The following is a 23150-nucleotide window of genomic DNA, read 5'->3' as shown; positions in this document are numbered from 1 at the left end:
ACACGGCCTCCCCATGTGAGACCCGCCATGTTCGAGCAATACGCCCATGCCGTGATCGAGTTCGTCCGCGTCAACCAGGTCTGGGCGGCGCCGATCGTCGGGGCGCTGGCCTTTGCGGAATCGCTCGCCTTCCTGTCGCTCTTGGTGCCGGCCTGGGCGGCGCTGGTCGGCATCGGCGCGCTGATCGGGCTCGGCAGCCTCGAGTTCTGGCCGGTGTGGGTGGCCGGCGCGGTGGGGGCGGCGCTCGGCGACTGGCTGTCCTACTGGTTCGGCGTCACCTTCAAGGACAAGGTGGCGCACATCTGGCCGCTGTCGAGGCACCCGGACATGCTGCCCAAGGGCGAGGCGTTCGTGCGGCGCTGGGGCGTGCTGGCGATCGTGATCGGGCGGTTCTTCGGGCCGCTGCGCGCCTCGGTGCCGCTCGCGGCCGGCATTTTCGTGATGCCGTGGTGGCAGTTCCAGATCGCCAATTTCGGCTCGGCGTTCCTGTGGGCGGCGGTTCTGCTGGTGCCGGGGGCGATGGGGCTGAAATGGTTCAACGGAGGGTAGCGTATCCGAAAGTGCGCAACATATGACGTGTGGCGTGCGCGTGAACGAAATCCCAGAACCGGAGGAGAAGCCGATGACCGATCTCACCCGCAGGACCATGCTGGCCGGCAGTGCCGCGGGTGCGGCGGCCGGGGCGGCCGGGGCCGCGCTGCCGGCGCATGCCGAGGCGGCGAAGCCGAGCACCCAGGCGCCGGGCTTCTACCGCTACACGGTCGGCGACGCGGTGGTCACCGTGGTCACCGACGGCGCCCGAAAAATGCCGCTGCCGGAGGGCTTCGTCACCAATGCCGACATGGACGCGGTGAACGACGCGCTGGAAGCCGCCTACATGCCGCCGGACGAGCTGACGCTGGTGTTCAATCCGATGGTGGTCAATCTCGGCTCGCGCGTCGCGGTGATCGACACCGGCAACGGGGCGGGCGCCTTTGCCCAGTCCAAGGGGGCGGTCGGCCAGTTCCACACCAATCTGGCGGTCACCGGCCTCACCGCCGAGCAGGTCGACGCGGTGGTGATCTCGCATTTCCACGGCGACCACATCAACGGCCTGGTCGGCGCCGACGGCAAGCCGGCCTTTCCGAATGCCGAGGTGCTGGTCCCCGAGCCCGAATGGGCCTTTTGGATGGACGACGGCAATGCGGCGCAGGCCAAGGGCACGCCGCTGCAAGGCACGTTCGACAACGCCAAGCGGGTGTTCGATGCGCTCGGCAGGCCGCCGACCCGGTTCGCGATGGACAAGGAGGTTCTGCCCGGCCTCACCGCGATGCCGACCTTCGGCCACACGCCGGGCCACACCTCGTTCGTGCTCGCCTCGGGAAGCGACCAGCTGCTGATCCAGGGGGACGTGTCGAACCACCCGGCGCTGTTCATCCGCCATCCCGGCTGGCGGGTGCGCTTCGACATGGACGGCGCGATGGCCGAAAAAGCCCGGCGGCGCCTCTACGACATGGCGGCGGCCGACCGGCTGAAGCTGCACGGGTTCCACATCCCGTTCCCCTCGACCGGGCACGTCGAGAAGGACGGCGACGGCTATCGCTTCGTGCCGATCTACTGGAATCCGCTGCTGTAGCGCGCCCCCGCGGTGGCCCCGTGCGGCGACCCGTGCGGCGCCGGGCCGGCGGAAACCGCCGACCCGGAATGCCGCCGACGCGTCTTTCCGTCGTGACGGTCCGGTATTAGATGTGCGCCTCATTCGACGCACGGAAGGACGGAGTCATGACGGACAAGGCGAATATCGGCATTCTCGGGGCCTCGGGCTATACCGGCTCCGAGCTCCTGCGCCTGCTGCTCTGTCATCCGCGCGTCGACATCGCGCTTCTGACCGCCGACCGCCGCGCCGGCCAGGCGGTGCGCGACGTGTTTCCGCAGTTCTCGCCCTATGCGCTGCCGCGGCTCGTCTCGATCGACGACGTCGACTGGCCGAGCGCCGGGCTCGACCTCGTGTTCTGCGCGCTCCCGCACGGCACCACGCAGACGGTGATCGAGACGCTCCTCGCGGCGGCGCCGCGAACCAAGGTGGTCGACCTTTCGGCCGATTTCCGGCTGTTCGACGAGGCGGCCTACGAATACTGGTACGGCCACGCCCACCGCGCGCCCGACCTGCAGCGCGAGGCGGTGTACGGGCTGGTCGAGGTTTATCGGGAGAAGATCAAGGGGGCGCGGCTGGTCGCCAATCCGGGCTGCTACACCACCTGCGGCCAGCTCCCGCTGCTGCCGCTGATCCGGGCCAAGGCGATCGACCTCGACGCCATCGTGATCGACGCGAAGTCGGGCATGACCGGCGCCGGCCGCTCGGCCAAGGAGGCGATGCTGTTCTCCGAGGTGTCGGAGGGCTTTCACGCCTACGGCGTCGGCCATCACCGGCACATGGCGGAGCTCGATCAGGAGTTCTCCAAGGCCGCCGGCCGCAAGGTGGTGCCGACCTTCACGCCGCATCTCGTGCCGATGAACCGCGGCATCCTCTCGACGATCTATGTGCGCGGCACCGAGGGGCGCGGGGCGGAGGAGCTTTATGCGATCCTCACCGACGCCTATGCCGACGAGCCGTTCGTCCATGTGCTGCCGTTCGGCGAGATGCCGCAGACCCGCCACGTGCGCGGCTCCAACCTCACCTTCATCGGGGTCGCCCGCGACCGCGTGCCGGGACGGGCGATCGTCGGCGCGGCGCTCGACAATCTGGTCAAGGGCGCGTCCGGCCAGGCGGTGCAGAACATGAATCTGATGCTCGGCTTTCCGGAAGACACCGGGCTGCGCCAGGTCGCGCTGTTTCCCTGACATTCGGGAAGCCGCCGTCGGGGTGCCGGCGAAGGCCGGACGACAGTCTGAAGCCTGACGGAAGACGGTCGGCAGAGAAACGAAAAAAGGGCTCGTCCGCCGGCCGGCGGGCGAGCCTTCGTCGTCCTGGGCGATCATCGGATGTCCGACGTCGGTTGTCCGACGTCGACGCCCGGCGTCAGCCGCCCGATTTGGGCGTCGCGGTGCCCGAGCCCACGTTCGGCGTGCCCGAGCCCACGTTCGGCGTTCCTGAGCCGATCTGCGGGGTGCCGGACCCGACTTGGGGCGTGCCCGAGCCGGTCTGCGGCGGTGCCGGCGCTTTCGGCGGCTTCTCGTGGTCGAGCTCGCCCGATCCCATCGGATTGTCCATGCGGAGGTCTCCTCGAGACAGGTGCACGGTCCGGACCGATACGATCCACCGGGATGGTGAAACCGTTCGGTAACGACGATTCGTGCATGCGACCGGCGGCCGGGTTCGACGAAAGACGAAGAATTCTCGTCGCGTGCCGCCCCGGCACCGTCCGGCACGGACTCTCGCCCGAAAAAGGGGGTCGTTCTCGCCTTTCCTGGTGAGAGCTAGCCGCTTCGGCTCGTAAAGCGGTGAAGGTATCATGCGGTCCATTTAAGGGACAATTAAATCATCTACGTCACATTCTTCTCGCATTCCGGAAATCGCATGAAACCTGGTCCGCGACCGGACGGCGCCGTTGTCTCTGTTCGATGCTTTCCCGGAGGGACCATGCCCGCAATGCTTCGGCTGACGATCGGAACCCGGATCTACATTCTGATCGGTCTCGGCTTTCTCGGCCTCGTCGGAATCGCCTTGCTCGGTTCTCATCAGCTCGCATCCGGGCTTCGCGACCAGAAGCGGATCGAGCTCTCCCACGTCACCGAGGTGGTGCTCACGCTCGTGCAGGAGGAGGCGGCGGCCGCCGATCGCGGCACGATCACGCTCGACGAGGCCAAGCGTCGCGCCGAGGCGCGGGTGCGCGGCCTGCGCTACGGCAACGGCGACTACTTCTTCATCACCGACATGTCGAACCGGATGCTGATGCATCCGATGCAGCCGGAGCTGGTCGGCAAGGATTTGTCGGGCCTCACCGATCCGAACGGCGTGAAGATCGTCGCCGAGCTGGTCGATCTCGCCCGCAAGAACGGCAGCGGCTTTCTCGAATACATCTGGCCGAAGCCCGGCGTCGCGCAGCCGATGCCGAAGATGTCCTATGCCGGTGCGTTCGCCCCGTGGGGCTGGGTGGTCACCACCGGCGTCTATATCGACGACCTCGATGCGCAGACATGGAGCGCCACCACCTTCTCGCTGATCGCCGCGGCGATCGTGCTGCTGATCACGGTGGTGGTGTCTGTGATCATGGCGCGCGGCATCACCAAGCCGCTGCACCGGATGACCGAAGCGATGAAGGCGCTGGCCGGCGGCCGGCTCGACGTCGAGGTGCCGGGGGTCGGGCGCCACGACGAGGTCGGCGAGATGGCCGACGCGGTCGAGGTGTTCAAGACCAACGCGGTCGCCCGCGCCCGGCTCGAGGCCGAGCAGAAGGAGACCGAGGCGCGCGCCGCCGCGCAGCGCCGCGACGACATGCACAAGCTCGCGCACGACTTCGAGGCGGCGGTCGGCGGCATCGTCGGCACCGTGTCGTCGGCCGCGACCGAGCTGGAGGCGACCGCCGGCACGCTCACCCGCACCGCCGACCTCACCCGCCAGATGGCCGGCACGGTGACCACCGCCTCCGACGAGGCCTCGACCAACGTGCAGGCGGTGGCGGCGGCGACCGACGAGATGACCTCCTCGATCGGCGAGATCGGCCGGCAGGTGCAGGCGTCGAGCCGGATCGCCGACGAGGCGGTGCGGCAGGCCGAGAAGACCGACGCGCGCGTCACCGCGCTGTCGCAGGCGGCCTCGCGGATCGGCGACGTCGTGCAGCTGATCACCGCCATCGCCGAGCAGACCAACTTGTTGGCCTTGAATGCGACGATCGAGGCGGCCCGCGCCGGCGAGGCCGGCAAGGGGTTCGCGGTGGTGGCGCAGGAGGTGAAGGCGCTGGCCGCCCAGACCGGCAAGGCGACCGGCGAGATCTCCGCCCAGATCGCCGGCATGCAGTCGGCCACCCAGGAATCGGTCGCAGCGATCAAGGAGATCGGCGAGACGATCGGCAAGATCGCCGAGATCGCCGCCGCCATCGCCGCCGCGGTGGAGGAGCAGGGCGCCGCGACGTCGGAGATTTCGCGCAACATCCAGCAGGCCGCCACCGGCACCACCCAGGTCGCCGCGCACATCGGCGAGGTGAGCCGCGGTGCCGAGGAGACCGGGGCCGCCTCCGGTGAGGTGCTGAACGCCGCCGGCCAGCTCGCCGGCGAGAGCAACCGCCTCCGGCTCGAGGTCGAGAAGTTCTTGGACAACGTGCGGGCCGCCTGAGCTTTTTCTCTCGGCCCGCGTCCGGCTTCCTCGTCCGGCTCCCGCGCCGCGCCCGGTTCCCGCGCCGCGCTGGCGTCCGGCTCCCGCGCCGCCGCCGCGGCGTCACCTCTCCGCGGTCACTTCTCCGCGGTCGCGGTCTCGTCGAGCACCGGGCGCACCCGGTCGCCCTCGCGGAGAAACGTGCCGGCGCGGCGCACCACCAGGTCGCCCTCGTCGAGGCCCTGGCGGATCTCGACGTTTCCGCGCGAGAGGAGGCCGATCGGCACCGGCCGCGTCTCCACCCGATTGTCGCGCACCACCTGGACCACCGGCCCGAGCGGGCCGAACAGCACTGCCGACAAGGGCACGCTGGTGCCGCAGCTCCTGCCGGTCTGCACGGTGGCGCGGCCGAAGGTGCCGATGTCGATGCGGCGGTCGACCTCGAGGGCGATGCGCGCCTTGCCGGTCTGGGTCTTCGGGTCGATCTCCGGCGCGACGGTGCGCACCCGGCCCTTCACCACGTCCTGGCCGATCACGTCGACCTCGGCCGGCTGGCCGACCGCGATCCTGCTCATCCGGGTGGAGGGGATCGCCACCTCGAGGTCGAAGGCGCCGCCGACGATCAGCACGAACATCGGCGGCCCGGCGACCGACACCAGCGCGCCGACCCGGGTCATCACCCGCCCGACCGTGCCGGCGACGGGGGCCTGGACGACGAAGCTCGCGGCGGGCGCGTTCATCCCCTCGACCTTGGCGAGCCTGGCCAGCACCTGCCCCGCGGCCACCGTGTCGCCCGGCTCGACCAGGATTTGCGACACCCGCACGCCCTCGATGTCGGGTCGCACCTGCGACTGCTCGCGCGCCACCACGGTGCCGGCGAGCCGGACCGTGTCGGCGAAGCACTGGCGCTCGGCCTTCACCACCGACACCGCCATGCCGTTGTAGGTCGGGTCCGCCGCCGCCGGATTGTTCGCCACGCCCACGAGCGGCAGGGCCAGGGCGAGGGCGGCAACGGTGGCGGAGCGGGTCCGTTTCGCCGGACGGCCGGGGGCTCGGGCAGGAGCACGCGGCACGGGGTCGAAAAGGGACGCGGGATGACATCGCATGATCGCCTCGCAGGGTTCGGACGCGGGAGACGAAAGGTCGTGCCCCGACATCCTGCACGCGTTCGATGATCGTTCAAGAGCGGGCTACGAACCGTCGCCGAGCCCGACCCGCCGGCGTATGTCGGCAGGGGTGGCGCCGGCCTCGCGCAGCGCACGGAGCGCGGTGGCGCCGGTCGATTTCGACAGCTTCTTGCCGTCCGCGTCCGAGATCAGCCGGTGGTGACGATAATTCGGCGCGGGCAGGCCGAGCAGCGCTTGCAGCAGCCGGTGCACGCTGGTCGCGTGGAAGAGGTCGCGGCCGCGCACCACCTCGGTGACGCCTTGGGCGGCGTCGTCGACCACCACCGCGAGGTGGTAGCTGGTCGGAACGTCCTTGCGGGCGAGCACCACGTCGCCCCATGCCGCCGGATTTGCCGGAACCTCGCTGACGGTGTCGTCCTCCGCCTCGCCGCGCTCGCGCCAGGACAGGGTTTTTCCGGTCTCGCCGAGCCGGGCGAGGGCGGCCGCCATGTCGAGCCGCAGCGCATAGGGGGCGCCCGAGGCGATGCGGGCTTCCCGCTCGGCGCGCGACAGGCTCTTGGCGTCGCCCGGATAGAGCGGCGTGCCGTCCGGATCGCGCGGCCAATCTCCTTCAGTGTCGCGGGCGAAAACCAGTCTGGCGATCTCGGCGCGGCTCTCGAAGCTCGGATAGACGAGCCCCATCGCGTCGAGCTTTTGCAGCGCTTGCCGGTAGTCGGAGAAATGCTCGGACTGGCGCCGCACCGGCGTCTCCCAGGCGGTGCCGAGCCAACCGAGGTCGGAAAAGATCGCCGCCTCCAGCTCGGGCCGGCAGCGCGTGCGGTCGATGTCCTCGATCCGCAGCAGCAGCCGGCCGCAGGATCTCTCCGCGAGGTCGGCGTTGAGGAGCGCCGACAGCGCGTGGCCGAGATGCAGAAGCCCGTTCGGGCTCGGCGCGAAGCGAAAAACCCCGGCCACGGCGCGCCGCCTCAGGCGTGGACGTCCCGGCTCGCCCGCGCCACCCCGCCGATGCCGGGCGCGAGCACGATCAGCACCACGCCGCCGAGCAGCACCGGCACGAAGGCCGCGAGCGGCTCGCCGGACAAATCCCAGGCGAGGCCGGACAGGATCGGCGTGATCACCGCGCAGGAATAGCTGATGGTGAACATGCCGGCGGCGAGCCGATGCACGTCCTCGGGTTTCGCGAGCAGCGGCGGCAGCGCGAAGATCAGGATCAGCACGCCGGCATCGACGAAGCCGTTGAGGAGGGCGCAGGCGATCACCACGCTCGGCGGGCCGAACATGATGCCGAGAATGGCGACCACCGCGCCGACGCCGCAGGCGACGTAGGGCCACACCTTGCGCACCAGCCGGCCGGCGAACACGAGGAGGAGCAGCGAGGCCGGCAGCTGGCCGACATTGAGCGCGGTCAGCGTGATGCTGATCAGATCGTCGCGCCCGGTGCGGGCCAGGATGTCGGGCACGAAGGCGTTGATGGTGAAGTACATCGCGTTGACGGTGCCGAACATGATGCCGATCCGCCAAAGAAGGCCGCTGTTCCAGTCCGGCCACCATTTGCGGTTGCTGGCGAAGCCGCTGGCGCCCGCCGCCGCCCGCCGGCCCGGCGCGAACAGCAGGATCACGACCGCGAACACCACGCACGGCGCCGCCCAGGCGAGGAACGGGCCGCGCCAGCCGCCGTCGGTCAGCGGCACGATCAGCGGCAGCGTCAGCGCGACCGGCAACACCTCGCCGATCAGAAGCCCGTTGGCATAGACCGCGGTGCCGAAGCCGATTTTCTGCGGCATCCAGGCGCGCACCAGCGGCGGCAGCGCCGGCTGCATCACCGCGACGCCGAAGCCGGTCACGACGGTCGCCGCATAGAGGAACCAGATGTCGGGGGCGATGCCGCGAAAGGCCGAGCCCGCCGCGGTCGCGAGCAGCCCGACGAGCAGCGTCGTCAGCGCGCCGAAGCGGGCGATCAAAAGCGAGCCGGGAATCGCCGCGAGCGCGAACAGCACCGCCGGGATGCCGGTGAGCACGCCGATCTCGGTGGCCGACAGCGAGAGGTCGTCGCGGATCAGCGGGATCACCGGCGGCACCGCCAGAATGGTCAGCCGCAGGCCGATGCCGGCGAGCCACAGCAGCACGCCGGCCTGGAGGAGCCGGGCGGTGCCGGACGGTTCGCTCTCGGAAGGGGACGCCTTCATGGCGCGGGTCTCGCTCTCGCTGTCGGTGTTGTCGTTTTCGGTGCGGGGGATGCGGGCCGGGCGGCGCACCGCCGCGCCCTGCGGTCGTGCCGGCGAGCACCCGAAAGCCCGGCCGGGACCTCCTGTGTTCCGCGTTTGCCGCCGTTTGACAAGAGCCTCGACAAGAGCGCCGCGATGCCCTTCCATAGGTGCGCCGGCAAAAAACAAAACCGAACGGCGAGGAAACGCGAAGGAGGACGGAATGGACAGGCTCGGAGTGTTCGCGGCCGCGGCAGCGGTCGCGCTCGTGCTCGGGGGCGCGCCGCGCGCGGCGCAGGCCGAGACGGTGACGCTGCGTGCGTCGCACCAATTTCCCGGCGGCAAGGGCGACGCGCGGGACGAAATGGTGCAGCTGATCGCCCGCGAGGTGAAGGCCGCCGATGTCGGGCTCGACATGCAGGTCTATCCCGGCGCCTCGCTGTTCAAGCCGCACGACCAGTGGAACGCGATGGTGCGCGGCCAGCTCGACATCAGCTCGCTGCCGCTCGACTATGCGAGCGGCAAGGTGCGCGCCTTCGGCGCCACGCTGATGCCGGGCCTGGTGCGCAACCACGCGCGGGCGGAACGGCTCGACGCCTCGCCCTTCATGGATTCGATCCGCAAGAAGATCGAGGACGCCGGCGTGATCGTGCTGGCCGACGCCTGGCTCGCCGGCGCGTTCGGCGGCAAGAACGGCTGCATCCGCAAGCCGGAGGACGTCGCCGGCCTGAAGTTCCGCTCGGCCGGCAAGACGTTCGCGGCGATGTGGCAGAAGGCCGGTGCCTCGATCGTGACGATCCCGAGCAGCGAGACCTACAACGCGCTGCAGACCGGCGTCGCCGACGCCACCGACACCTCGACCTCGAGCTTCGTCTCGTTCCGTCTCTACGAGCAGCTCAAATGCATCACCGCGCCGGGCGACAACGCACTGTGGTTCATGTACGAGCCGGTGCTGATGTCGAAGCGCAACTTCGACAAGCTGAACGAGGCGCAGCAGAAGGCGGTGAAGGCCGCCGGCAAGAAGGCCGAGGCCTATTTCCGCAAGGCGAGCTCGGAGTTCGACGACAAGATGGTCGACGCCTTCAAGGAGAACGGCGTCGAGGTCGTGACGCTGACGCCGGAGGAGTACGACGCTTGGCTGAAGGTCGCCAAGGAGAGCTCCTACGAGCAGTTCGCCGACGAGGTGCCGGACGGCAAGCAGCTGATCGAGCAGGCGCTGGCGGTGAAGTAGGCCGCCGGGCCTGCGGCGCGCTTGCCCTGCGGGGCGGGCTCGTGCGGGATGTCGCTCTCCCTGATCCGCTCCGGCAGGAGCGGGGAGGGGCCGCACGAGCCGGGCCTCCACCGCATCTGCAAGGGGCGGTGCCTGCGAGGCTCCGCGTCTGCAAGGGGCGCATCTGCGAAGGATGGCGTCTGCAACTGTTGGCGTCGGCTCGCCTCCGAGCCGGGGCTTTTTTCCCTCGTCGCGATCACCGGACGCCGCAGCCGCTCCGTCTCCCGTCGCGGGGAGGCGGCGGACCCGGACCGCGGCGGCCGTGACACGGAAGACGACGACGCATGACACCCCGCCTCGACCGAGGACGCCCCCTCGATGTGTTCCTGTCCGCGGTGCGGGCGCTCTCGCTGGCGAGCGGGATCGCCGCCGCGGCGCTGATCGTCGCCGCCGTGGTGGTCGTGTGTCAGATGGTGTTCGTCCGCTACGTGCTCGGCGAGACGACCATCTGGCAGACCGATTTCGTCACCTTCGGCCTGGTCGGCGCGACCTTCGTCGGCGCGCCCTACGTGCTGATGACCAAGGGCCACGTCGCGGTCGATCTGGTGCCGCTGATGATCGCGGGGAGAGCGCGGTTCTGGCTGGCGCTGGTGGCGACGGTGCTGTCGCTCGCCTTCACCGCGACCGTCACCGTGCTGGCCTACGACCTGTGGCACGAGGCGTGGGCGGGCGGCTGGGAATCGGAATCGATGTGGCGGGTGCGCCTGTGGATTCCCTATGCGGCGATGCCGATCGGCCTCGGCCTGCTGACGCTGCAATACGTCGCCGATCTCGTCGCGCTCGTCACCGGGCGGGACGAGCCGTTCGGCATCGATCCGGCCCAGGGAGGCGGAATTTGAGCATCGCCATGCAAGGCCTGATCGTCCTGGTCGCCACCGTCGCCGTGCTGCTCACCGGCGCGCCGGTCGCCTTCGCGCTCGGCGTGGTCGGCATCGGCGGGCTGATCGCGTTCCAGGGGATCGACTCGCTCCTGGTCGTCGCCGAGACGATCTATTCGGGGCTGCACGACTTCACGCTGGTGTCGATTCCGATGTTCATCATGATGGGGGCGGCGATCGGCTCCTCGCCCGCCGGCCGCGACCTCTACGAGGCGCTCGACCGCTGGCTCTATCGGGTGCCGGGCGGGCTCGTGGTCTCCAATCTCGGCGCCTGCGCGCTGTTCGCCGCGCTCACCGGCTCCTCGCCCGCCACCTGCGCGGCGATCGGCAAGATGGGCATTCCGGAGATGCGCAAGCGCGGCTATCCGGACGAGGTCGCGACCGGCTCGATCTGCGCCGGCGGCACGCTCGGCATTCTCATCCCGCCGTCGATCACGCTGATCCTCTACGGCATCGCCACCGAGACCTCGATCGGCCGGCTGTTTCTTGCCGGCGTCCTGCCGGGGCTGATGCTGACCACGCTCTTCATGGCCTGGACGATCTTCTACGTCTGGCGCTGGGCGCCGCGCCGGCGCGAGTTCTCGCGGCGCTACGTGATGCGCGACAAGCTGGCGGCGCTGCCGAAGGTGCTGCCCTTCATGGCGATCGTCGGCGGCGTGATGTACGTGCTGTACGGCGGGGTGGCGACGCCCTCGGAGGCCGCCGGTGTCGGCGCCGCCATGTGCGTCGTGCTGGCGCTCGTCATCTACCGCATGTGGCGGCCGGCCGACTGGTGGCGCATTTTGCGCGACACCACCCGCGAGTCGGTGATGATCCTGATGATCATCGGCACCTCGGTGCTGTTCGGCTACATGCTGAGCTCGCTCTACATCACCCAGTCGCTCGCCCAGTCGATCGCCGCGCTCGAGGTCAATCGCTGGGTGCTGATGGGGCTGATCAACGTCTTCCTGGTGGTCGCCGGCTGTTTCATCCCGCCCGCCGGCATCATCTTGATGACCAGCCCGATCCTGCTGCCGATCATCAAGGACGCCGGGTTCGACCCGGTGTGGTTCGGGGTGATCGTCACCCTCAACATGGAGATCGGCTTGATCACGCCGCCGGTCGGGCTCAATTTGTTCGTCGTGAACGCGATCGCGCCGGACGTGCCGACCCGCACCATCCTTCTCGGTGCGCTGCCGTATGTGGCGTGCATGGTGGTCGGGCTGGTGATCTTGTGCATCGTCCCGGAGATCGCCACGTGGTTACCGGATACTCTGATGGGACCAGGACGATGAACACCTCCTTCTTCGGCGAGCTGCTGACCACCATCAGCGAGCGCGGGCGCTCGCTTCTGGAGCGCCGGCGGGAGCCGCCGAGCCAGACCCGCTCCGAGACCCTGGTGGACCTCTGCGACAGCCTGCTGTCGGGCCGCGGCGAGGCCTCCGGCACCGCCCTCGCACGCGAAATTCTCCAGCGTTACGAGGAGCTCAAGACCGGCCCGCGGATCGCCTTCTTCGAGGCGCTGCTGGAGCGCTTCGGCCCCGACCGGGCCCGCCTCGAGGCAGCGATCGCCGCCTGGGCGGTGGCGCAGACCGACGCCACCTCGCACGAGTTGCACCTCGCCGCCGAGCCACGCCGCCAGGAGCTCTTTCGCCGCCTCAACCTCGCGCCGCACGGCACCGCGTCGCTCGTCAAGATGCGCGAGCACCTGCTCGCGGCGATGGCACGCCGGCCCGATCTCGACCCGATCGACGCCGACTTCCGGCACCTGTTCGCCTCGTGGTTCAACCGCGGTTTTCTCGTGCTGCGGCGGATCGACTGGTCGACCCCGGCGGCGGTGCTGGAGAAGATCATCCGCTACGAGGCGGTGCACCAGATCCGCGACTGGAGCGACCTGCACGCCCGGGTCGATCCGCCGGACCGGCGCTGCTACGCCTTCTTCCATCCGGCGTTGGTCGACGAGCCGCTGATCTTCGTCGAGGTGGCGCTGACCCGCGAAATTCCCGGCGCGATCGGGCCGATCCTCGCCGCCGAGCGCGAGCCGATCGACCCGGAGCGGGCGACCACCGCGGTGTTCTACTCGATCTCCAACTGCCAGCGCGGGCTCGCCAGCATCTCGTTCGGCAGCTTCCTGATCAAGCAGGTGGTGTCGGAGATCACCCGCGACTTTCCGCGCCTCACCACCTTCGTCACGCTGTCGCCGGCGCCGAATTTCGGTGCGTGGCTGAAGCGCGAGCGGGCGAACCCGGAGTCGCAGAGCTTCTCGGAGGCCGACCGGGTGGCGCTCGCCCGGCTCGACGAGGACGGCTGGTGGGAGAGCAAGCCCACGCTCGACGAGCTGCGCGAGCCGATGATGCGGGCCGGCGCGACCTTCTACATGAACGCCCGCGACCGCAAGGGCCGGCCGGCCGATTCGGTCGCCCGCTTCCATCTCGGCAACGGCGCCAGGCTCGAGCGGGTGAACTGGCCGGCCGACCTCTCCGAGCGCGGCCGCGCCCAGTCGTTCGGGCTGATGGTCAACTATCTCTACGACCTCGGCGACATCGAGCAGAACCACGAGGCCTATGCCGAGACGCGGGTGGTGATCGCCGCGAACCCGGTGCGCAAGCTCGCCCGCCCGAGCAAGGCGCTGGTCGCCACCGGAAAGGCGGACAAGGGCAAGGACAAGGACGGCGCCGCACCGGGCAAGGGCAAGGACAAGGGCAGGGCGGAGACGCCGGCGCTGGCGGCGCCCGCGTCGAAGGCGATCGCCGCGCCGGCACCGGTGGTCGGGGACGGCGCGGATGCGGCCGCCGGCGGGGCCGAGGCGGGCAAGGCGGATCTCGGCAAGACCGGAGGCGTCGGGGGCGAGCCTGCGACGCGCGATGCCGGCACGGCCGCGCCTGCGAAAGCCGACGCTGCGAAAGCCGATGCTGCGAAAGCCGAGATCGGCAAATCCGTGTCGGGCAGGGCGGCGGCGGAGACCCAGACGGCCCGGTGAGGCCGTCGGTGGGACACTACGACCTCATCCCGAGGGGCCGCGAAGCGGCCGTCATCGAAGGATGAGGTCCATACCGCGCCAGCCTCCGTGCCCTCGTCCTTCGAGACGCACTCCTGCGGAGTGCTCCTCTGGACGAGGTCGAACTCTCTGCCCGTTCGTGCGCCACGGCATGCACACATCACCTCTATTGCATGCGTCCGTCATGCGCGGGCTCGACCCGCGCATCCATCAAAAATAAAAAACAATTTTAAATTCAATACGATGGATCGCCGGGTCGAAGCCCGGCGATGACGGCGGAGTTCTTGGCGAGTTCCACCTTTCTCATCGCAATCCCACGCTTTTTTGCCCTTGTGTGCATGCCGTAGCGTTCGTGCGAGGTCGGCGTCAGTCGTCGTCGCCCGGCGCACCCGCGGCGACCAGCGCGAGCAAGCGGCGGGCGGCGAAGCGGTCGGTCGGATCGAGGTCCTTCACCTTCTCCAGCGCCTCGATCCCTTCCGCCGTGCGGCCGAGCCGCAGATTGCCGTAGCCGAAGGCGACCAGCGCCTGCAGATAAAGGCTCGGCGTCTCCTCGACCGCGGAGAACTCCGCGTCCGCGGGCCGGACCTCCCGCCAGTCGGTCGCGACATTGAGCCGCCGCGCCATCGCGACGACGAGCGCCGCCGCATGCGGCAAGGCTTCGGCGAACCGGTGGTCGAAGAAATAGAACCGGTAGGCGGCGAGCCGCGCCTCGACGTTTTCCGGGGCGAGCGCGAGCGCCTCCATCACCGCGGCCTCGGTGGCGGCGGGATCGGAGCGGGCTCCGGGCGCTGCGGCCAGCAGCGAGGCGACCGCGGCCGCCTCGTCGTCGAGGCCGGCACGGGCCGGGCGGCCGCCCCGTTCGTGCGACGATCTCGGATATTTGCCGGGTGTGTGCACGAATCCTCGCTCGGTACCCCTCGCTCGGTCGGGACGGCAGCATCATAAAACCTCGCGCGTCCGAGGTGAAAGCCTCCCGCGTGGCCGTGGTCCGACGCCGGACCGCTCTCCGACATGTGTTGCGCGGGAAAAGAACCCCGTGCGAGGCTTGCAGGATGGATCGCCGGGCGGCGTCCCGCCATGATGCCGGACGCGGCGCCGCCGCGCCCGTCGTTCATTCCGCCGTCCGTCGTGTCGTGCAAGAAACCTCGGAACTCGCAAATGTCCGGAAACCTGTTCTCTCTCGTCCGTGCCCGCATTCCCTCTCCCGGCAAGACGCTGATCGAGACCCCCGCCGGCGAGCGGATCACCTATGGCGACATGCTGGCGCGCACCGCCCGGCTCGCCAATGCGCTGGTGCGGCTCGGCGTGGTGCCGGGCGACCGGGTGGCGGTGCAGGTCGAGAAGTCGCCCGACAATCTGATGCTGTTTCTCGCGGTGGCGCGCGCCGGCGCGGTCTATCTGCCGCTCAACACCGCCTACACGGTGCCCGAGCTGGATTATTTCATCGGCGATGCCGAGCCGCGGCTGGTGGTGTGCGATCCGGCAAAGCGCGAAAACCTCGCCCCCGTCGCGGCGGCGCACGGCGCAACACTCGAGACGCTCGACGCCAAAGGCGGGGGCTCGCTGATGGCGCTCGCCGCGCAGGCGACCACGAGCTTCACCGACGTCGTCCGCGAGCCGACCGACCTCGCCGCCATTCTCTACACCTCGGGCACCACCGGCCGCTCCAAGGGGGCGATGCTGACGCATCGCAATCTCGTCTCCAATGCCGACACGCTGGTGAAGTACTGGCGCTTCACCAAGGACGACGTGCTGCTGCACGCGCTGCCGATCTATCACACGCACGGCCTGTTCACCGCGGCGCTGGTGCTGATGCTGGCCGGCGGCTCGATGTTGTGGATGCAGAAGTTCGACGCCGATCAGGTGGTCGCGGCGCTGCCGCGCGTCACCACCATGATGGGCGTGCCGACCTTTTACGTGCGCCTGCTGACGCATCCGAAGTTCGACAAGAAACTCACGGCGCACATGCGGCTGTTCACCTCCGGCTCGGCGCCGCTCTTGGCCGAGACCCACGAGGCGTTTCGGGAGCGCACCGGCCACGCCATCCTCGAGCGCTACGGCATGACCGAGACCGGCATGAACACCTCGAACCCCTATGACGGCGACCGTGTCCCGGGCACGGTGGGGTTCCCGCTGCCGGAGATCGAGGTGCGGGTCGCCGATGCCGAGACCGGCCAGCCGGTGCCGCAGGGCGAGATCGGCGTGCTCGAGGTGAAGGGCCCGAACGTGTTTGCCGGCTATTGGCGGATGCCGGAGAAGACCGCGGCGGAATTCCGCCCCGACGGCTTCTTCATCACCGGCGACGTCGGAAAAATCGATCTCGCCGGCTATGTCCACATCGTCGGGCGGGCGAAGGATCTCATCATCACCGGCGGCTTCAACGTCTATCCCAAGGAGGTCGAGAGCGAGATCGACGTCCTTCCGGGCGTGGTGGAATCGGCGGTGATCGGCTGCCCGCACGCCGATTTCGGCGAGGGCGTCACCGCGGTGGTGGTGAAGGCGCCGGATGCCACGGTGACCGAATCCGAGATCCTGTCGGCGCTCGACGGGCGGCTGGCGAAATTCAAGCTGCCGAAGCGGGTGCTGTTCGTCGACGAGCTGCCGCGCAACACCATGGGCAAGGTGCAGAAGAACGTCCTTCGCGAGCAGAACAAGGACCTCTACGCCTCCTGAGACGGTTGTTCGACGCGGTTGCCGGTCCGGCGGACCGTCACCTCTATTACATGCGTCCGTCATGCGCGGGCTCGACCCGCGCATCCATCAAAAATCAGAAAACAGTTTTTAATTCAATGTGATGGATCGCCGGGTCGAAGCCCGGCGATGACGGCGGAGTTCTTGGCGAATTCCACCTTTCTCACCGCAATCCCGCGCTTTTTTGCTCTTGTGTGCATGCCGTAGCGCGAAAGCGGGGACCCAGAGTTCTACGGAAAGGATCCTGGATTCCCGCTTGCGCGGGAACGAGCGGAGTGTGGGGCGGTGCCGGTCGAAACACTTCGGCGTTCTGCGTGTCGCCTCTCCCGCGAGCGGCCCGTAGCCGGGGAGAGGGAGCAGCCTGTGCTCGGGGCGCCCGCTCCCGCAAAAGTTCCCGAAGGTGAACCAATCGCCGGCGACGGACGTTGAGGCGGTGATCTCCGGGCGCGTTCCGCGCCGTCTCGACAGGGTTGCCCACACGATGATCGATCGACGAACCTCTTCACGGCGTGACGCACGCGGCTCGGGCAGCGGGCTGTTGCGCGGCCTCGCGGTGGCGCCGGCGGTGGCCGCGCTCGGCTGGATCGGCGCGAGCGCGCTGTTCATCCCGCACAAGCTGCGCCTGCCGCCCGCCCTGCCGGGCGACCAGCGCGACATGGACGGCATCGCCGGCCGGCTGTCCTACTACACGGCCGGCCCGGCCGCCGGCGACGCCGCGGCGAAGCGCGCCGGCGAGACGCTGCCGCCGCTCCTGCTGATCCACAGCATCAACGCCGCGGCCTCCGCCTACGAGGTGAAGCCGATCTACGAGCGGGCGATGCGCGAGCGCACCGTCTACGCGCTCGAGCTGCCGGGCTTCGGCTTTTCCGAGCGCAGCCCGCGCGACTACACGCCGCGGCTGATGACCGACGCCATCCACACGATGATCGACGAGATCCGCCGCATCCACGGCGACGGGCCGATCGACGCGCTGGCGCTGTCGCTGTCGTCGGAGTTCCTCGCCCGCGCCGCGGTCGAGGCGCCCGGCGAGTTCCGCAGCATCGCCCTCGTCAGCCCCACCGGGCTCGATTCGCGCGGGCCGTATTACGGAGCGCCGGAGAGCAACCGCGGCATGCCGGTGCTGTACGGGGCGTTCTCCTTCCCGGTGTGGGGACGGGCGGTGTTCGATCTCCTCAACACCCGCGTCTCGGCCCGCTACTATCTCGAGAAGACCTGGGGGTCGAAGGCCATCGACGAGGGCTTGTGGGACTATTGTTACCTCACCTCGCACCAGCCGGGAGCCGAGCACGCGCCGTTTTACTTCGTCGGCGGCTATCTGTTCAGCAAGGACATCACCCGCGTCTACGAGCAGCTTCGCGTGCCGGTGCTGATGACGCACGGCGTGCGCGGCGACTTCACCGACTTCTCCTATGCGCGCATCCTGAAGTCGCGGCCGAACTGGACCATGAAGGTGTATCCGACCGGCGCCTTCCCGCAGTTCGAGGTGGCGGACGAGTTCTTCCGCACGCATCGCGAGTTCTGGAGTGGCCTCGCGGAATCACACGCGGCGATCTCGGACGCGGGCGAGGCGCGCGAGACCGGCGAGACCGGCGAGGCCCGCGCGCCGGCGGGCGAGGCCGGGCGGACCGGCGAGCGGGGCGGCGACGGTGCGGCGAAAAGCCCCGGCGAGGCCGGCGCCACCGCCTGATCGGCGGTCTGCGCCCGCATCCTTCGGGCGTCTTTCGGCCGGAGGCGGTCGCCGACCGCCTCTGCCGCCTCGGCCTCGCGCTGCAGGGCCGAGGCCTACTTGCGGTCACGATCCGGCGAGCGAGACCATTTTTGATCGTGATCAAATATCATCGTGGTTTTCGTGCGATCCCGGGACTATAAATTCACGAACGCGAGCGAGCGAAGCCGACCACGGTCCGCGTGGCGGCAGCAATGATGCCCCCTCGGCTTTCCCCCCGTGCAGCCTGCTCGTCGTGGATTGGAGGAGCGCCTTCTCGTCGCGAAATGGACCGGTTCGCATGGAGAATGTGCTTCGTACCGCAGTGAGTTGGGGCGCTGGCGCGAAGGGGAACGGCACCCCGCCGCACGGCGCTCGTTCCAGTTTCGATCAGGAGAGACCGATGCTCGCCGATCACACGACGCTTTCACAATTCTTGATCGAGGAGCGCCGCCGGTTTCCGGAGGCGACCGGTGATTTCAGCGCGCTGATCATCGACGTCGGTCTCGCCTGCAAGGCGATCGCCCGGCGGGTCTCGAACGGCGCGCTCGGCGGGGCGCTCGGCGCCGCCGGCAGCATCAACGTGCAGGGCGAGCAGCAGCAGAAGCTCGACGTCATCGCCAACGAGCTGTTCGTCAAGGCGAACGAGTGGGGCGGCCAGCTCGCCGGCATGGCGTCCGAGGAGATGGACGTGCCGTGGGCGATCCCGGCGCGCTATCCCCGCGGAAAATATCTCCTGCTGTTCGATCCGCTCGACGGCTCCTCCAATATCGACGTCAACGCGCCGGTCGGCAGCATCTTCTCGATTCTGCGCGCGCCCAATCCGGGCGTCGAGCCGCGGCCGGAGGATTTCCTCCAGCCGGGCGTCAAGCAGGTATGCGCCGGCTACGCGATCTACGGACCCTCGACCATGCTGGTCATCACGGTCGGAACCGGGGTTCACGGCTTCACGCTCGATCCGGTGCTCGGCGAGTTCGTGCTGACGCACCCGCGCATCAAGATGCCGCCGACCACCCAGGAATTCGCCATCAACGCCTCCAACGCGCGGTTCTGGGAGCCGGCGGTGAAGCGCTATGTCGACGAGTGCCTGCAGGGCAAGCCGGGTCCGCGTGGCAAGGACTTCAACATGCGGTGGATCGCCTCGCTGGTCGCCGACTGTCACCGAATCCTGATTCGCGGCGGCGTGTTCATGTATCCGCGCGACACCCGCGACCCCGGCAAGCCGGGCAAGCTGCGGCTGATGTACGAGGCGAACCCGATTGCCATGATCGCCGAGCAGGCGGGCGGCATCGCCACCACCGGCCAGGACCGCATCATGGAGGTGAAGCCGACAAAACTGCACCAGCGCATCGCGCTGATCTTCGGATCGCGCGAGGAGGTGGAGCGGATCGAGGCCTATCACCGCGATTCGTCGGGCCGCAGCTACCAGACGGCGAAGCTCGAAGAGACCACCGAGCTGTTTCAGGCGGCGAAGTAGCGCAGTACGGCGGCGCGGCACACGAGCCATCGGCTCCGCCGCGCAAGTGCATTGGCTCCGCTCGTCCCCGCGAAAGCGGGGACCCGGGAGTCCATGCCCAGGAGCGTTTCCCCGCGGCGCCCGTCATATCACCCGGCTCACCCGGCCTTGCGCCGGGTCTGGCCGGAGCGGGACGACGCGCGGCCGCGCGACGATTTCGCCCGTGAGCCCGACGCGCTGCGGGATGCCGGCGCCTTGCTCCGCCCGCCGGAGCCGGCCTCCCGGGATCCCGATCCCGAAGAGCCCGATCCGCCGTCGTCCTGCGCGGCGATGCTGCGCTTGAGCGCATCCATCAAGCTCACCACCTTGGCCGGCTGCTCGCTCTTTTGCGGGGTGATCGTCTCGCCGCCCGCCTTCCGCTCGATCAGCTCGCGCAGCGCCGTCTCGTAGCGGTCCTCGAGCTCGTCGGGTGAGAAGTCGCCCTTCATCGTCTCGATGATGTGGCCGGCCAGCGCGATCATCTCCTTCGGCGTCTTCTCCTCGGGGATGTCGTCGAAATAGTCGCGCTCGTCGCGCACCTCGTAGGGGTAGCGCAGCAGCGTGCCGAGCAAACCCTTGCCGCGCGGCTCGAGCGCGATGACGTGCTCGCGGGTGGACAAGACCACGCGGCCGAGCGCCACCATGTCGTGCTGCCGGATCGCCTCGCGGATCACCGCAAAGGCCTGCTGGCCCACCGCACCGTCCGGCACGATGTAATAGGGCCGCACATTGTAGAGGTCGTCGATCTCGCTGCGCGGCACGAAGCGGGTGATGTCGATGGTGCGCGAGCTGTCCAGCGCGATCGAGGACAAATCCTCGTCGGTGATCTCGACGAACCCGTCGTCGGTCTCGTAGCCGCGCACGATGTCGCCGGGCTCGACCGGGTCGCCGGTCTCGGCATCGACCTTCTGCATGCGGATGCGGTGGCCGGTCTCGCGATCGATCAGGTGGAAACGCACCTTTTGGCTGTCGGAGGTTGCGGGATAGAGCGCCACCGGGCACGAGACCAGCGACAGGCGGAGATGACCTTTCCAGTTCGCACGCGGGGCCATGGCGGGGTACTCCGTGAACAACGCCGACTCAACGCGGGCCCGAAACCGCCGTTCCGACTCGCGAGCGGGCATTTGCCGGGTGGTAATGCGCTGCCGGTGCGGTCGGCCTCGCTGCGCGAACGTTCGGCACGAACCCCGTCGCAACGCGCGCCCGGCCATGCCATATGACGCCCATGCAGAAGCCGACCGACATCCCGGACCCGACCGTTTCGGCGGACGAGACCGCGCCCGCTCCCGAGACCGAGGACGGGATCGAAGAGGGGACCGAGGACGAGACCGAGGATGTGGCCGCCGGCCTGCCCGAGTTGTCCGACGTCGATCTCGACGCGCCGGTGGCGCCGGGCAGCCTGGGGGCGGGGCGGGCGGTGATCCTGCGGCATGCCCGGCTCGCGCCGACCGCGCCCGGCGTCTACCGCATGTTCGGCGCCGATGGCGAGGTTCTGTATGTCGGCAAGGCCAAGGACATCCGCCGGCGGGTGACGTCTTATGCCCGGCCGAACGGCCTCTCGACCCGCATCGCCCGGATGGTGGCGGCGACCGTCTCGCTCGAGTTCGTCACCACCGCGACCGAGACCGAGGCGCTGCTGCTCGAGGCGAACCTCATCAAGCGTTTGCGGCCGCGCTTCAACGTGCTGCTGCGCGACGACAAGTCGTTTCCCTACATCCTGATCAGCGACGACGGCCTGCCGGCCCAGATCGTCAAGCACCGCGGCGCGCGCAACCGGGCCGGCGCCTATTTCGGGCCGTTCGCGGCGGTGAGCGCCGTCGGCCGCACCATCACCGCGCTGCAGCGCGCTTTCCTGCTGCGCTCGTGCGCGGACTCCGTCTACGAGAGCCGCACCCGGCCGTGCCTGCTGCACCAGATCAAGCGGTGCGCGGCGCCCTGCACCGGCGAAATCTCCGAGGCCGACTATGCCGGGCTGGTCGCCGAGGCGAAGGCCTTCTTGTCCGGCAAGAGCCGGGCGGTGAAGGAGGAGCTCGCGCGCGAAATGGACGCCGCCGCCGAAACGCTCGACTTCGAGCGCGCCGCCGTGCTGCGCGACCGGCTCGCGGCGCTCGCGATGGTGCAGTCGCACCAGGGCATCAATCCGCGCGGCGTCGAGGAGGCCGACGTCTTCGCGCTCCACCAGGAGGGCGGCTTCGTCTGCGTCGAGGTCTTCTTCTTCCGCGCCGGGCAGAACTGGGGCAACCGCGCCTATTATCCGAAGGCCGACCGCACGCTCGCGCCGGAGGCGGTGCTCGCCGCCTTCCTCGCCCAGTTCTACGACGACAAGCCGTGCCCGCGGCTCCTCCTGCTGTCGCACGACATCGAGGAGTGCCGCCTGCTCGCCGACGCGCTGTCGCTCAAGAGCGGGCACAAGGTCGAGGTCGCGGTGCCGCGGCGCGGCGAGAAGAAGGAGCTGGTCGACCACGCGCTCGCCAACGCGCGCGAAGCCTTGGGCCGCAAGCTCGCCGAGACGGCGTCGCAGCAGCGGCTTCTGGAGGCGCTCGCCGCGGCGTTCGGGCTGCCGCGCCCGCCGCGCCGGGTGGAGATCTACGACAACAGCCACATCCAGGGCTCGAACCCGGTCGGGGTGATGGTGGTCGCCGGGCCGGACGGGTTCCGCAAGAGCCAGTACCGAAAATTCAACATCCGCTCGACCGACATCGCCCCGGGCGACGACTTCGGCATGATGCGCGAGGTGTTTCAGCGCCGCTTCAAGCGCTTGCTGGAGGAGGGGGGATCTTTTTCGGGGGCCGACTCGGCCTCGGCCACGGGAGAGGCGCCGGCTCTCCCTCTCCCCGCTGGCGGGGAGAGGGTCGGGCCGAGGGGTGGCGGCGCTTCGGTGTCGGAGGAGACGCCCCCTCACCCGGATTCGATGCCTGCGGCATCGAATCCGACCTCTCCCCGCAAGCGGGGAGAGGTGGAAGAGACGAGGGGAGAGGCCCCTCCGGACGACGAGAGACGGGAAGACGGAACCGACGTTTCCACGACCGACCAAAACAGTGCAGACGAGTCTGCCGAATCGCCGTGGCCGGATCTGGTGCTGATCGACGGCGGGCCGGGGCAGCTGGCGGCGGTGCAGGAGATGCTGCGCGAGATGGGCGTTGCGGGGGTGCCGCTGGTCGGCATCGCCAAGGGGCCCGACCGCGACGCCGGGCGGGAGACATTCTACGTGCCGGGCCGCGAGCCGTTCCGGCTGCCGCTGCGAGACCCGGTGCTCTATTTCGTGCAGCGGCTGCGCGACGAGGCGCACCGGTTCGCGGTGGGGTCGCATCGGGCGCGGCGCAAGCGCGACATCCGTGAGGCGGGTCTGCAGGAAATCCCGGGCGTCGGGCCGGCGCGCAAGCGCGCGCTGCTGCGGCATTTCGGCACCCTCAAGGCGATCGAGCGTGCCTCGCTCGCCGATCTCGCCCATGTGCCGGGCGTCAGCGACGAGACGGCGCGGCGGATCTACGACTATTTTCACGATCAGCCCCGCTGAATGCGTCTCGTGCGCGGCGGAGACTGTTAGAGAGCCCTCGTAACGGTTATCTTGGC

The 23150-nt window shown here is 69.2% G+C and carries 18 protein-coding genes; 12 read left to right on the top strand and 6 right to left on the bottom strand.

What is annotated here, in order from left to right; genetic code table 11:
* The first annotated feature begins 27 nt into the window (after positions 1-27).
* The 3 genes from A33M_RS18895 (at position 28) to argC (ending at position 2820) form a co-directional block, all read left to right on the top strand.
* A complete protein-coding gene (locus tag A33M_RS18895) occupies positions 28-549 on the top strand; it encodes a DedA family protein (protein WP_008390574.1) in 522 nt (173 codons plus the stop codon).
* 73 nt (positions 550-622) lie between these two features.
* A complete protein-coding gene (locus A33M_RS18890) occupies positions 623-1615 on the top strand; it encodes an MBL fold metallo-hydrolase (RefSeq protein WP_040621759.1) in 993 nt (330 codons plus the stop codon).
* A gap of 146 nt (positions 1616-1761) precedes the next feature.
* Positions 1762-2820 carry an N-acetyl-gamma-glutamyl-phosphate reductase gene (argC, locus tag A33M_RS18885; protein WP_008390570.1) on the top strand — a complete coding sequence of 353 codons (1059 nt, stop codon included), beginning with the start codon at positions 1762-1764 and terminating at the stop codon, positions 2818-2820.
* Between the two features lie 178 nt (positions 2821-2998).
* Here argC and A33M_RS18880 read toward each other — a convergent pair whose 3' ends face one another.
* Positions 2999-3190: a hypothetical protein gene (locus A33M_RS18880; RefSeq protein ID WP_008390568.1), complete on the bottom strand. Its 192-nt coding sequence runs from the start codon at positions 3188-3190 to the stop codon at positions 2999-3001.
* A 378-nt stretch (positions 3191-3568) separates the two neighbouring features.
* Here A33M_RS18880 and A33M_RS18875 point away from each other — a divergent pair, with 378 nt between their 5' ends.
* A complete protein-coding gene (locus tag A33M_RS18875) occupies positions 3569-5251 on the top strand; it encodes a methyl-accepting chemotaxis protein (protein WP_008390566.1) in 1683 nt (560 codons plus the stop codon).
* 116 nt (positions 5252-5367) lie between these two features.
* Here the strand turns inward: A33M_RS18875 and A33M_RS18870 are convergent, their stop codons facing one another.
* From A33M_RS18870 to A33M_RS25080, 3 genes are all read right to left on the bottom strand, one after another.
* Positions 5368-6207, bottom strand: coding sequence for an efflux RND transporter periplasmic adaptor subunit (locus A33M_RS18870; RefSeq protein ID WP_157223563.1), 840 nt, complete (start codon positions 6205-6207; stop codon positions 5368-5370).
* Positions 6208-6420: 213 nt separating this feature from the next.
* Complete coding sequence (gene gluQRS, locus A33M_RS25085) at positions 6421-7311, bottom strand: tRNA glutamyl-Q(34) synthetase GluQRS (RefSeq protein WP_008390561.1); 891 nt, start codon at positions 7309-7311, stop codon at positions 6421-6423.
* Between the two features lie 11 nt (positions 7312-7322).
* Positions 7323-8543 (bottom strand): MFS transporter, encoded by a 1221-nt coding sequence (locus A33M_RS25080; protein WP_052027131.1) that lies wholly within the window; start codon positions 8541-8543, stop codon positions 7323-7325.
* 241 nt (positions 8544-8784) lie between these two features.
* On the opposite strand from A33M_RS25080, the gene dctP reads away from it, so the two are divergent.
* The 4 genes from dctP to A33M_RS18840 all read left to right on the top strand — a co-directional run bounded on the left by dctP (position 8785) and on the right by A33M_RS18840 (position 13668).
* Positions 8785-9792: a TRAP transporter substrate-binding protein DctP gene (gene dctP / locus A33M_RS18855; protein ID WP_008390557.1), complete on the top strand. Its 1008-nt coding sequence runs from the start codon at positions 8785-8787 to the stop codon at positions 9790-9792.
* A gap of 359 nt (positions 9793-10151) precedes the next feature.
* Positions 10152-10670, top strand: coding sequence for a TRAP transporter small permease (locus A33M_RS18850; protein WP_008390553.1), 519 nt, complete (start codon positions 10152-10154; stop codon positions 10668-10670).
* Positions 10667-11983 carry a TRAP transporter large permease gene (locus A33M_RS18845; RefSeq protein WP_008390551.1) on the top strand — a complete coding sequence of 439 codons (1317 nt, stop codon included), beginning with the start codon at positions 10667-10669 and terminating at the stop codon, positions 11981-11983. The genes A33M_RS18850 and A33M_RS18845 overlap by 4 nt, the downstream gene beginning before the upstream one ends.
* Positions 11980-13668: a malonyl-CoA decarboxylase gene (locus tag A33M_RS18840; RefSeq protein WP_008390550.1), complete on the top strand. Its 1689-nt coding sequence runs from the start codon at positions 11980-11982 to the stop codon at positions 13666-13668. Before A33M_RS18845 ends, A33M_RS18840 begins: the two co-directional genes overlap by 4 nt.
* A 384-nt stretch (positions 13669-14052) precedes the next feature.
* Here the strand turns inward: A33M_RS18840 and A33M_RS18835 are convergent, their stop codons facing one another.
* The gene (locus tag A33M_RS18835) at positions 14053-14583 is read right to left on the bottom strand and encodes a hypothetical protein (protein ID WP_008390547.1); all 531 of its coding nucleotides are present in this window, start codon (positions 14581-14583) and stop codon (positions 14053-14055) included.
* Positions 14584-14844: 261 nt separating this feature from the next.
* Between A33M_RS18835 and A33M_RS18830 the strand changes: the two genes are divergently transcribed.
* The 3 genes from A33M_RS18830 (at position 14845) to A33M_RS18820 (ending at position 19559) form a co-directional block, all read left to right on the top strand.
* Complete coding sequence (locus A33M_RS18830) at positions 14845-16359, top strand: malonate--CoA ligase (protein WP_008390542.1); 1515 nt, start codon at positions 14845-14847, stop codon at positions 16357-16359.
* 499 nt (positions 16360-16858) lie between these two features.
* A complete protein-coding gene (locus tag A33M_RS18825; RefSeq protein ID WP_008390540.1) occupies positions 16859-18064 on the top strand; it encodes an alpha/beta fold hydrolase in 1206 nt (401 codons plus the stop codon).
* Positions 18065-18485: 421 nt separating this feature from the next.
* Positions 18486-19559 carry a class 1 fructose-bisphosphatase gene (locus A33M_RS18820; RefSeq protein ID WP_008390538.1) on the top strand — a complete coding sequence of 358 codons (1074 nt, stop codon included), beginning with the start codon at positions 18486-18488 and terminating at the stop codon, positions 19557-19559.
* A 137-nt stretch (positions 19560-19696) separates the two neighbouring features.
* Here A33M_RS18820 and ku read toward each other — a convergent pair whose 3' ends face one another.
* Positions 19697-20629, bottom strand: coding sequence for a non-homologous end joining protein Ku (gene ku / locus A33M_RS18815; protein WP_083850554.1), 933 nt, complete (start codon positions 20627-20629; stop codon positions 19697-19699).
* 173 nt (positions 20630-20802) lie between these two features.
* Between ku and uvrC the strand changes: the two genes are divergently transcribed.
* Positions 20803-23094, top strand: coding sequence for an excinuclease ABC subunit UvrC (uvrC, locus tag A33M_RS18810; protein WP_008390530.1), 2292 nt, complete (start codon positions 20803-20805; stop codon positions 23092-23094).
* The last annotated feature ends 56 nt before the right edge of the window (positions 23095-23150 follow it).

Source organism: Rhodovulum sp. PH10 (assembly GCF_000293785.1).
Taxonomy (GTDB): Bacteria; Pseudomonadota; Alphaproteobacteria; order Rhizobiales; family Xanthobacteraceae; genus Rhodoplanes.
This window is presented reverse-complemented; position numbering and strand designations above follow the sequence as displayed.

What these genes read in the sequence shown, in the direction of transcription:
- A33M_RS18895 (WP_008390574.1), top strand. Translation starts at nt 28, where the DNA reads ATGTTCGAGCAATACGCCCATGCCGTGATCGAGTTCGTCCGCGTCAAC.
- A33M_RS18890 (WP_040621759.1), top strand. Translation starts at nt 623, where the DNA reads ATGACCGATCTCACCCGCAGGACCATGCTGGCCGGCAGTGCCGCGGGT.
- argC (WP_008390570.1), top strand. Translation starts at nt 1,762, where the DNA reads ATGACGGACAAGGCGAATATCGGCATTCTCGGGGCCTCGGGCTATACC.
- A33M_RS18880 (WP_008390568.1), bottom strand. Translation starts at nt 3,190, where the DNA reads ATGGACAATCCGATGGGATCGGGCGAGCTCGACCACGAGAAGCCGCCG.
- A33M_RS18875 (WP_008390566.1), top strand. Translation starts at nt 3,569, where the DNA reads ATGCTTCGGCTGACGATCGGAACCCGGATCTACATTCTGATCGGTCTC.
- A33M_RS25080 (WP_052027131.1), bottom strand. Translation starts at nt 8,543, where the DNA reads ATGAAGGCGTCCCCTTCCGAGAGCGAACCGTCCGGCACCGCCCGGCTC.
- dctP (WP_008390557.1), top strand. Translation starts at nt 8,785, where the DNA reads ATGGACAGGCTCGGAGTGTTCGCGGCCGCGGCAGCGGTCGCGCTCGTG.
- A33M_RS18840 (WP_008390550.1), top strand. Translation starts at nt 11,980, where the DNA reads ATGAACACCTCCTTCTTCGGCGAGCTGCTGACCACCATCAGCGAGCGC.
- A33M_RS18830 (WP_008390542.1), top strand. Translation starts at nt 14,845, where the DNA reads ATGTCCGGAAACCTGTTCTCTCTCGTCCGTGCCCGCATTCCCTCTCCC.
- A33M_RS18825 (WP_008390540.1), top strand. Translation starts at nt 16,859, where the DNA reads ATGATCGATCGACGAACCTCTTCACGGCGTGACGCACGCGGCTCGGGC.
- A33M_RS18820 (WP_008390538.1), top strand. Translation starts at nt 18,486, where the DNA reads ATGCTCGCCGATCACACGACGCTTTCACAATTCTTGATCGAGGAGCGC.
- ku (WP_083850554.1), bottom strand. Translation starts at nt 20,629, where the DNA reads ATGGCCCCGCGTGCGAACTGGAAAGGTCATCTCCGCCTGTCGCTGGTC.
- uvrC (WP_008390530.1), top strand. Translation starts at nt 20,803, where the DNA reads ATGCAGAAGCCGACCGACATCCCGGACCCGACCGTTTCGGCGGACGAG.